Origin of the sequence: Chamaesiphon sp. (assembly GCF_041737865.1) — a bacterium.
Taxonomy (GTDB): Bacteria; Cyanobacteriota; Cyanobacteriia; order Cyanobacteriales; family Chamaesiphonaceae; genus Chamaesiphon.
The window spans coordinates 21,746-29,011 of sequence record NZ_JBGSQZ010000259.1; the positions used below are offsets into that span (position 1 = coordinate 21,746).

The window sequence follows — 7,266 nt, forward strand, 5'->3', positions numbered from 1 at the left end:
TTGCTACGTAGATTTCACCCACCCCGCCCTACGGGCACCCCTCCTTGGAGGATATTTTTCACCAGATTCTAAAATTAGCTAATAATGACGGCAACTCTTACCCAACTCCTTCCGCTCACTCCGCCCCCAAATCCGCAACTTCAGGATATTCGTACTCAAGCTGCTGGATATCTGCAAGAGGAGACTATTCCTACTAATAAGAATGAAGAATGGCGGTTTACTAACTTATCGCCACTGATGGAGCAAACCTTCACAGCACCGAGTCAACAGCTACCGCCTGTGAGTATTGACGATTTGGCTATTCCCGAAGCTGCTCAGAGCCGTTTAGTCTTCATCAATGGCATCTATGCGCCTTTACTCTCCAGCCTTGCTAATTTACCTGCTGGCGTATTTATCGGGAATCTCGCCGCAGCCAACGCTGCTGGATTAGCCGTTACTGATTATCTCGGCAAACAACCTGGTGGTGAGGAAGTCTTTACCGCGATTAATACTGCTGGACTTAATGAATCAGCCGTAGTTTGGTTGGCTCCAGATACTAGCATCGAGTCCCCAATTCACCTATTATTTGTCACTACCGTAGATGATACGGCAATCGCAACTCAACCGCGTACTCTAGTCGTGTTAGAACAGAGAAGTAGCGCAACTATCGTCCAAGAATTTCTGCATCCAGCAGCTTCCAGCGGTACCTACTTCAATAACAGCGTGACTGAAATCTGGTTGGGTGCAGCAGCTAAGCTCAACCATACTCGCATCCAAACCGAAGATATCGCCGCCATCCATATCGGCAAAACAGCGGTTTCGCAATCCGAACATAGTGCTTATACTGGTAACTCGATCGAGTTTGGTAGTAAACTCTCCCGCCACAACTGGGAAATCTTCCAAATCGGCGCGCAGACTGAAACCTACCTCAATGGTTTGACGATGGTAAATGGCGAACAAGAATCGGATACTCACAGCGTCATCGCCCTCACCAAGCCCCACGGGATTACCAATCAACTGCATAAGTGTATCGTAGACGATCGCGCTCATGCGATTTTCAACGGTAAAGTATTCGTGCCCCAAGCCGCCCAACAAACCAATGCAGGGCAACTAAATCGGAATCTTCTACTATCACCTAGAGCGCGCATCGATACCAAGCCTCAGCTCGAAATCACCGCTGATAACGTCAAATGCTCCCACGGAGCGACAGTCAGCCAACTCGAAGACGACGAGATCTTTTATCTCCAGAGTCGGGGTTTAGATGTCGAAACAGCTAAAATATTACTAATTAACGCTTTTGCTGCAGAAATAATCGATCGTGTTCCCGTCGCTTCAGTCCATAAAAAACTAGCCGCAGCAGTAAAAGCATTTAAAGCTAACTAAACACTGGTAAGCAATGACTAGAGAAAGCCCGATTCTACGACTAATCCAAAATCTTACAGGAAATTCTGGTGATATGACTTTTATTCAAACTAGAGAGAATGATACCTTAACTATTGCGGATCGAGTTCGGGCAGACTTTCCGATCCTCCATCGCGAAGTGCATGGTAAGCCGTTGGTATATCTAGATAATGCCGCAACTTCCCATAAACCTCATGCTGTCATTCACGCCCTCGAACACTACTATAGTCACTATAATTCCAACGTTCATCGCGGCGTACATACGCTCAGTGCTGAAGCCACTGATGCTTATGAAGGTGCCAGAGAAAAGATTGCCAAATTTGTCAATGCTGCTTCTTCGCAAGAGATTATCTACACGCGCAATGCTACTGAAGCAATTAACTTAGTTGCTTACAGTTGGGGATTGAGCAATCTCCAGCGTGGTGATGAAGTCATTCTATCAGTGATGGAACATCATAGCAATCTCATTCCGTGGCAATTAGTCGCTCAAAAAACAGGTGCGCGGTTAAAGTTCGTTCAACTTACGCCAGAAGAAGAGTTTGATTTTGGACACTATCAATCACTAGTTAATGATAAAACAAAACTAGTATCGATCGTCCATGTTTCCAATACATTAGGGTGCATCAATCCTGTCAAAGATATTATCGGACTAGCGCATCAGTATGGCGCAAAAGTATTAATTGATGCTTGCCAAAGTGCGCCACATATGCCGTTAGATGTTCAGGACATGGATTGTGATTGGCTGGCAGTATCGGGGCATAAAATGTGTGGCCCGACTGGGATTGGCTTCTTGTACGGTAAATTAAATTTGATGCGATCGATGCCTCCGTTCTTAGGTGGTGGTGAAATGATCGCTGATGTATTTCTAGAAAATGCTACTTATGCAGATTTACCGCACAAGTTTGAAGCTGGTACGCCTGCTATTGCTGAAGCGATCGCGTTAGGTGCGGCGGTGGATTATTTAACTAACATTGGGATGGATAAAATTCATGCTTATGAAGTTGAGTTGAATACCTATTTATTTGAGAAGTTAATGAATATTCCTCAAATTAAAATATATGGCCCCAAACCACCCAAAGAACGCGCTGCGCTAGCTGCTTTCACTTCTGGTGACGTGCATCCTCACGATCTTTCGACGATGTTGGATCAAGCCGGAATTGCCATTCGGGCGGGACACCACTGCACTCAGCCATTGCATCGGTTTATTAAGGCTCAATCAACGGCGCGGGCGAGTTTGTACTTTTACAATACCAAAGAGGAAATCGATATTTTTGTTGCTTCGTTACTTGAATCGATCGAGTTTTTTGATAGTATTTTTAGCTAACTTTGCGCTCTACCGCTCTGTTGAATGTGCGATCGTCTCAATTTTAGCTCATTTAATCTAGACGCTCGTTCTAAATCTTTACCAAAACCCGCCATAAAGCGGGGTACAGCGATCGCCATCTTGAGGTAGAATAAGGTACATAACTACTATACTTACTATGAGTCTTAATGTTGTTCATCTGGTTGGAAGAGTTGGTGGCGATCCAGAACTCAAATGGTTCGAGGGTTCGGGGAAATGTGTGTGTACGCTGACTCTAGCTGTCAATCGTCGGAGCAAAAATCAAGATCAGCCCGACTGGTTTAACCTCAAGATCTGGGGTAAAACTGGCGAGATTGCCAAAAACTATGCTAAAAAAGGTAGTCAAATCGGCGTTAAAGGCTCTCTCGAAGTTGAAACCTGGATCGATAAAGCTACAGGTACCGAACGCTCCCGCCCAGTGATCAAAGTTGATAGTCTAGATCTCCTTGGCTCCAAGAAGGATGCTGCGGAAGCGATGCCAGACTATATGTAGAGTAGCCAAGTAATTCATACTTCGTGCTAGAGGATCGATCTGAGTTGCTGTAAAGCTGCCTCAAAAAAGCTGACAAAATTGTAAATTTGTCGAAAGGGAAAACTAGAGACACAATGTTGCTCTAATCGACTACAATCTGGATAAAGAAACTAAGTGTTCCTTTATCCAGATTAGCTGTATCCCCCGAGCAAAAATTTTCTATGAAATTCCTTCTTACCAGCTTCTATCTCGCAGCAACGACAATCGTTGCTATAGCCCCTGCAAGTCAATCACAGGCTGCCATATTGAGTTTTACCGCCGATCTGACTGGACCGAATCAGTCTCCCCCAAACACTTCGCCAGGGACAGGAACAGCATTATTAGCACTCGATAATATCGCTAATACACTGAGGCTACAGGTGACATTTAGTGGATTAGTTGGAAACACAACAAACCCTCATATCCACGGTCCAACTACAGTAGCTTTTACTGGTACTGGTGGAGTTGTAACTGGCTTGCCTAATTTTCCGTTGGGAGTGAAGAGTGGTAGCTATGACAATTTGTTCGATCTAACACAAAACAGTTCTTACAACACAGATTTTCGCACAGCAAGTGGTGGGACAGCCGCAAGTGCTCAAGCAGCACTGACTTCAAGCTTGGAAGCAGGGACAGCTTATTTAAACATTCATTCAGCCACCTTCATTGATGGTGAAATTAGCGGTTTCTTCTTACCTGTAGCACAATCAACATCTGTACCAGAACCGTCTTACACACTAGGTCTCTTTGGCACACTGGGGGCAGGATTAATCCTCAAGCGGAAGATTAAGATCCAGTCCTCTAAATCTCCTCTCAAGTGAGAACTTTAGCATTTTGTTGAATATTCCATAACCCAGCATAGAGCCGATCGAGAGCCAGCAGCTCATCGTGAGTACCAGCTTCGACTAATTTGCCACGTTCCATGACATAAATACAGTGAGCGTTGCGAATTGTCGAGAGACGATGCGCGATCGCAATTGTAGTGCGATCGAGTGTAATGCGATCGAGCGATCTTTGAATTGCGGCTTCGGTTTCATTATCCACAGCCGATGTCGCTTCATCGAGAATTAAGATCGGCGGGTTCTTTAAAACCGCTCTGGCGATGGCAATCCGTTGGCGTTGTCCCCCAGATAATTTCTGTCCTCTTTCGCCGACAATCGTATCATAATGCTCCGGTAAGAGATCGATAAATTCATCAGCTTCGGCAATTTTAGCAGCGGCGATTACCTCATCTAAAGTTGCATCAGGACTACCGTAAGCGATATTTTCCCGCACAGAACCGTGGAATAAAAACACATCTTGACTGACTAACCCAATCGATCTGCGTAAGTCGGCTAGATGTAGATCCTGAATATTAATACCGTCTAAAGTAATCTCTCCCGACTGAATTTCATAGAGCCTGAGTAAGAGTTTTACTAACGTACTTTTACCCGAACCTGTCGCACCGACGATCGCGATCGTCTGTCCAGCAGGAATTTTTAGTGACAATTCTTTGACAACAGTCGAGCGATCGGGATAGGCAAAAGTGACATCCTTTAGCTCAATATCACCGCGTACTTGTGGTAAAAATAGTGTTCCAGAATCGATCGCGATCGGGGTATCCAATAAATCCATCACCCGATCGGTCGAAGCCATCCCGCGTTGATAGAGATCCAATGTCTCACCCAAGCGCGTTAGCGGCCACAGTAACCGCTGAGTCAGATAAATTAGGATGCTATAAGTACCAACACCCAATTGACCATTTACAGCGGCGATGCCACCGAGCAAGAGTGTCATCGTAAAGCTAAATAAAACTGCCATCCGAATTAATGGTACGAATGCCGCGCTAACTTTAATCGCGCGCCGATTGCTCTGGCGATAGGCTTCGCTATCAGCGCGGACGCGATCGAGTTCAAAAGCTTCGGTAGTGAAGCTTTTGATCGTGGTAATTCCGCCTAGATTATTAGCCAGTCGCCCATTTAGCAAGCCGACTTTTTCGCGCACATTGGCATAGTAGGGTGCGAGTTTCTTTTGAAACAAAATCGAGCCGATAATAATAATCGGAATTGGGACGATCGACCACCAAGCCAATGATGGAGCCAGTACGAAAAATACACCACCGATAACGATCGCATTAGTAACTACTTGAATGATTTCATTAGCTCCGACATCTAGAAACCGCTCTAGTTGATTGATGTCATCACCCAAAATCCCCATCAGATTACCAGTACTTTGATTTTCAAAGTATGCCAATTCTAACTGTTGGATGTGTCCGTAGGCGTCGAGCCGGAGATTGTGCTGAATTTTTTGGGAAAGATTGCGCCAGAGATTAGTATAGATATATTGAGAGAGGGATTCTAGTACCCACACGACAACGGTAATAATTGTGAGGATAATTAGTTGCTGCTCGACATTTTTAATTCCTAATGTTGCGAGGAAGGAATCTTGCTTTTTGACGACAACATCGACAGCGATCCCGATCAGAATTTCTGGAGCGACATCACATAGTTTATTAAATACTGATGAAATCGCAGCTTGCCAAGTTCGTCCGCGATCTTGTCGTCCATAAGCTAACAATCTTTGAAGGGGGTGGGAGGTACTATTCATGTCTGACTCAAAACTTTGGCACTCTTTATTATGGTAGCAGGGTGATTCCAAACGTTATCCATGAGCGATCGATCTACTCAAAGAATAACAATAGATCTACAGGAACGTCAGTTTTGACCTAGAGAGTGGCTGTTTGCGGTACGATCGAAATATATTTTCACCCATTAAACCAAAATACTATGGCAGATCCCATTACTCCCGAAATCAGCGATCGCATTTGCAAGCACATGAACGACGATCATGCGTCCGCAGTCCTTACCTATGCCCACGTCTACGGCAAAGCCCCTACCGCCGCTACCGCTGCCATGAGTGCGATCGATCCCTTAGGTATGGATCTGACTGCTCTAGTCGATGGCGAAAATGTCAGTCTACGGATACCATTCGATCGCGAACTGACAGACTCCGAAGACGCTCACCAAGTCCTAATCTCCATGATTAAACAAGCCCGAACACTCGCAACCTAAACCTTTTGTATCTAAATTCAGTTGCCGATAAACTAGACGGTGGGCAGCGGCTCCCGCTCCTCGGCTTTGCCGAGGGTTTAGGGAGACAAGACACTGCCCACCCTACTTTTCTAGCCCTAAAACCTAAAACCTTCTAATCCCTAAAGCCTAAAGCCTTCCAATCCCTAAAGCCTAACACCTAAAGCCTAAAGCCTAGAAAGGTGTGGACGATACGACAAAAATATCAGTTTTCCACACCTATCAAATTTATGCCAATCTGAGATGATAGAAATAACTCAGAAATAGACTTAAGGAAGCCGATATGAACTTTTCTATCCAATCGATTTATAACTGGTATCGCGACTTGCTACGTAATCCCAAATATCGATGGTGGGTAGTAGCTGGTTCTCTACTATATCTGGTCAGCCCGATCGATATATCTCCTGATGTTTTCCCTGTGATTGGTTGGTTAGATGATGGGATTATCATCTCGCTGCTGATTGCTGAAGTTTCCCAAATTGCCAAAGAAAAATTACAGTCACAAAATACTAGATCTGACAAAGCAACATCTACAACAACACCAGTTGAAGACGCTCCAGTGGATGTCAAAGCTGTACAGGTTGATTAATTAGCACCGTCATATAAGTAGAAGTCCGAATTTTCAAATTCGGACTTCTTTTTTTACATCTGAATATATTATTTAAAGATATTTATTGTACCGAATATTTATTCCACACCACTAAAATCTCCGTATTCAGATAAATATACTTCCATTCCTAGATCGTGAAGAATCTGAATCATTTCCGTTGAAATGACAGCACCACCGCCTGTTGCATCTTTTCGGATCTGAAATCCAACATCAGCTACATACAGCACTTCTGCTAGTTATGAGGTACACTAAAGGGTAGTAAAAATATATTTGATAATGAAACCAGCTTCAATCGATCTTCGAGAAAAAATAGTTGCGGCACATTTAGAACGTCATCACTCAATTAGAACAGTTGCTA

8 protein-coding genes are annotated in these 7,266 nt (G+C 44.4%); 6 read left to right on the forward strand and 2 right to left on the reverse strand.

The genetic code is table 11. The annotated features are described in order from the left end of the window. Positions 1 to 84 precede the first annotated feature (84 nt). The 4 genes from sufD (at position 85) to ACEW9J_RS19650 (ending at position 4,051) form a co-directional block, all read left to right on the forward strand. Positions 85 to 1,362, forward strand: a complete 1,278-nt coding sequence (sufD, locus tag ACEW9J_RS19635; protein WP_373546784.1) for a Fe-S cluster assembly protein SufD — start codon at positions 85 to 87, stop codon at positions 1,360 to 1,362. Positions 1,363 to 1,435: 73 nt separating this feature from the next. Continuing rightward, on the forward strand, positions 1,436 to 2,704 hold the full coding sequence (locus ACEW9J_RS19640) for a SufS family cysteine desulfurase (protein ID WP_373546785.1): 1,269 nt from the start codon (positions 1,436 to 1,438) through the stop codon (positions 2,702 to 2,704). Positions 2,705 to 2,861: 157 nt separating this feature from the next. Further along, complete coding sequence (locus ACEW9J_RS19645) at positions 2,862 to 3,215, forward strand: single-stranded DNA-binding protein (protein WP_373546786.1); 354 nt, start codon at positions 2,862 to 2,864, stop codon at positions 3,213 to 3,215. Positions 3,216 to 3,415: 200 nt separating this feature from the next. After that, the gene (locus ACEW9J_RS19650) at positions 3,416 to 4,051 is read left to right on the forward strand and encodes a CHRD domain-containing protein (RefSeq protein WP_373546787.1); all 636 of its coding nucleotides are present in this window, start codon (positions 3,416 to 3,418) and stop codon (positions 4,049 to 4,051) included. Here ACEW9J_RS19650 and ACEW9J_RS19655 read toward each other — a convergent pair. Further along, positions 4,044 to 5,816 carry an ABC transporter ATP-binding protein gene (locus ACEW9J_RS19655; RefSeq protein ID WP_373546788.1) on the reverse strand — a complete coding sequence of 591 codons (1,773 nt, stop codon included), beginning with the start codon at positions 5,814 to 5,816 and terminating at the stop codon, positions 4,044 to 4,046. The two genes, ACEW9J_RS19650 and ACEW9J_RS19655, sit on opposite strands and share 8 nt — an antisense overlap. Positions 5,817 to 5,995: 179 nt before the next feature. Here ACEW9J_RS19655 and ACEW9J_RS19660 point away from each other — a divergent pair, with 179 nt between their 5' ends. Both ACEW9J_RS19660 and ACEW9J_RS19665 read left to right on the forward strand, forming a co-directional pair. Continuing rightward, positions 5,996 to 6,280, forward strand: coding sequence for a DUF2470 domain-containing protein (locus ACEW9J_RS19660; protein WP_373546789.1), 285 nt, complete (start codon positions 5,996 to 5,998; stop codon positions 6,278 to 6,280). 301 nt (positions 6,281 to 6,581) lie between these two features. Next, positions 6,582 to 6,887, forward strand: a complete 306-nt coding sequence (locus ACEW9J_RS19665) for a YkvA family protein (RefSeq protein ID WP_373546790.1) — start codon at positions 6,582 to 6,584, stop codon at positions 6,885 to 6,887. Positions 6,888 to 6,985: 98 nt separating this feature from the next. Here ACEW9J_RS19665 and ACEW9J_RS19670 read toward each other — a convergent pair whose 3' ends face one another. Further along, on the reverse strand, positions 6,986 to 7,135 hold the full coding sequence (locus ACEW9J_RS19670) for a hypothetical protein (protein ID WP_373546791.1): 150 nt from the start codon (positions 7,133 to 7,135) through the stop codon (positions 6,986 to 6,988). Positions 7,136 to 7,266: the final 131 nt, after the last annotated feature.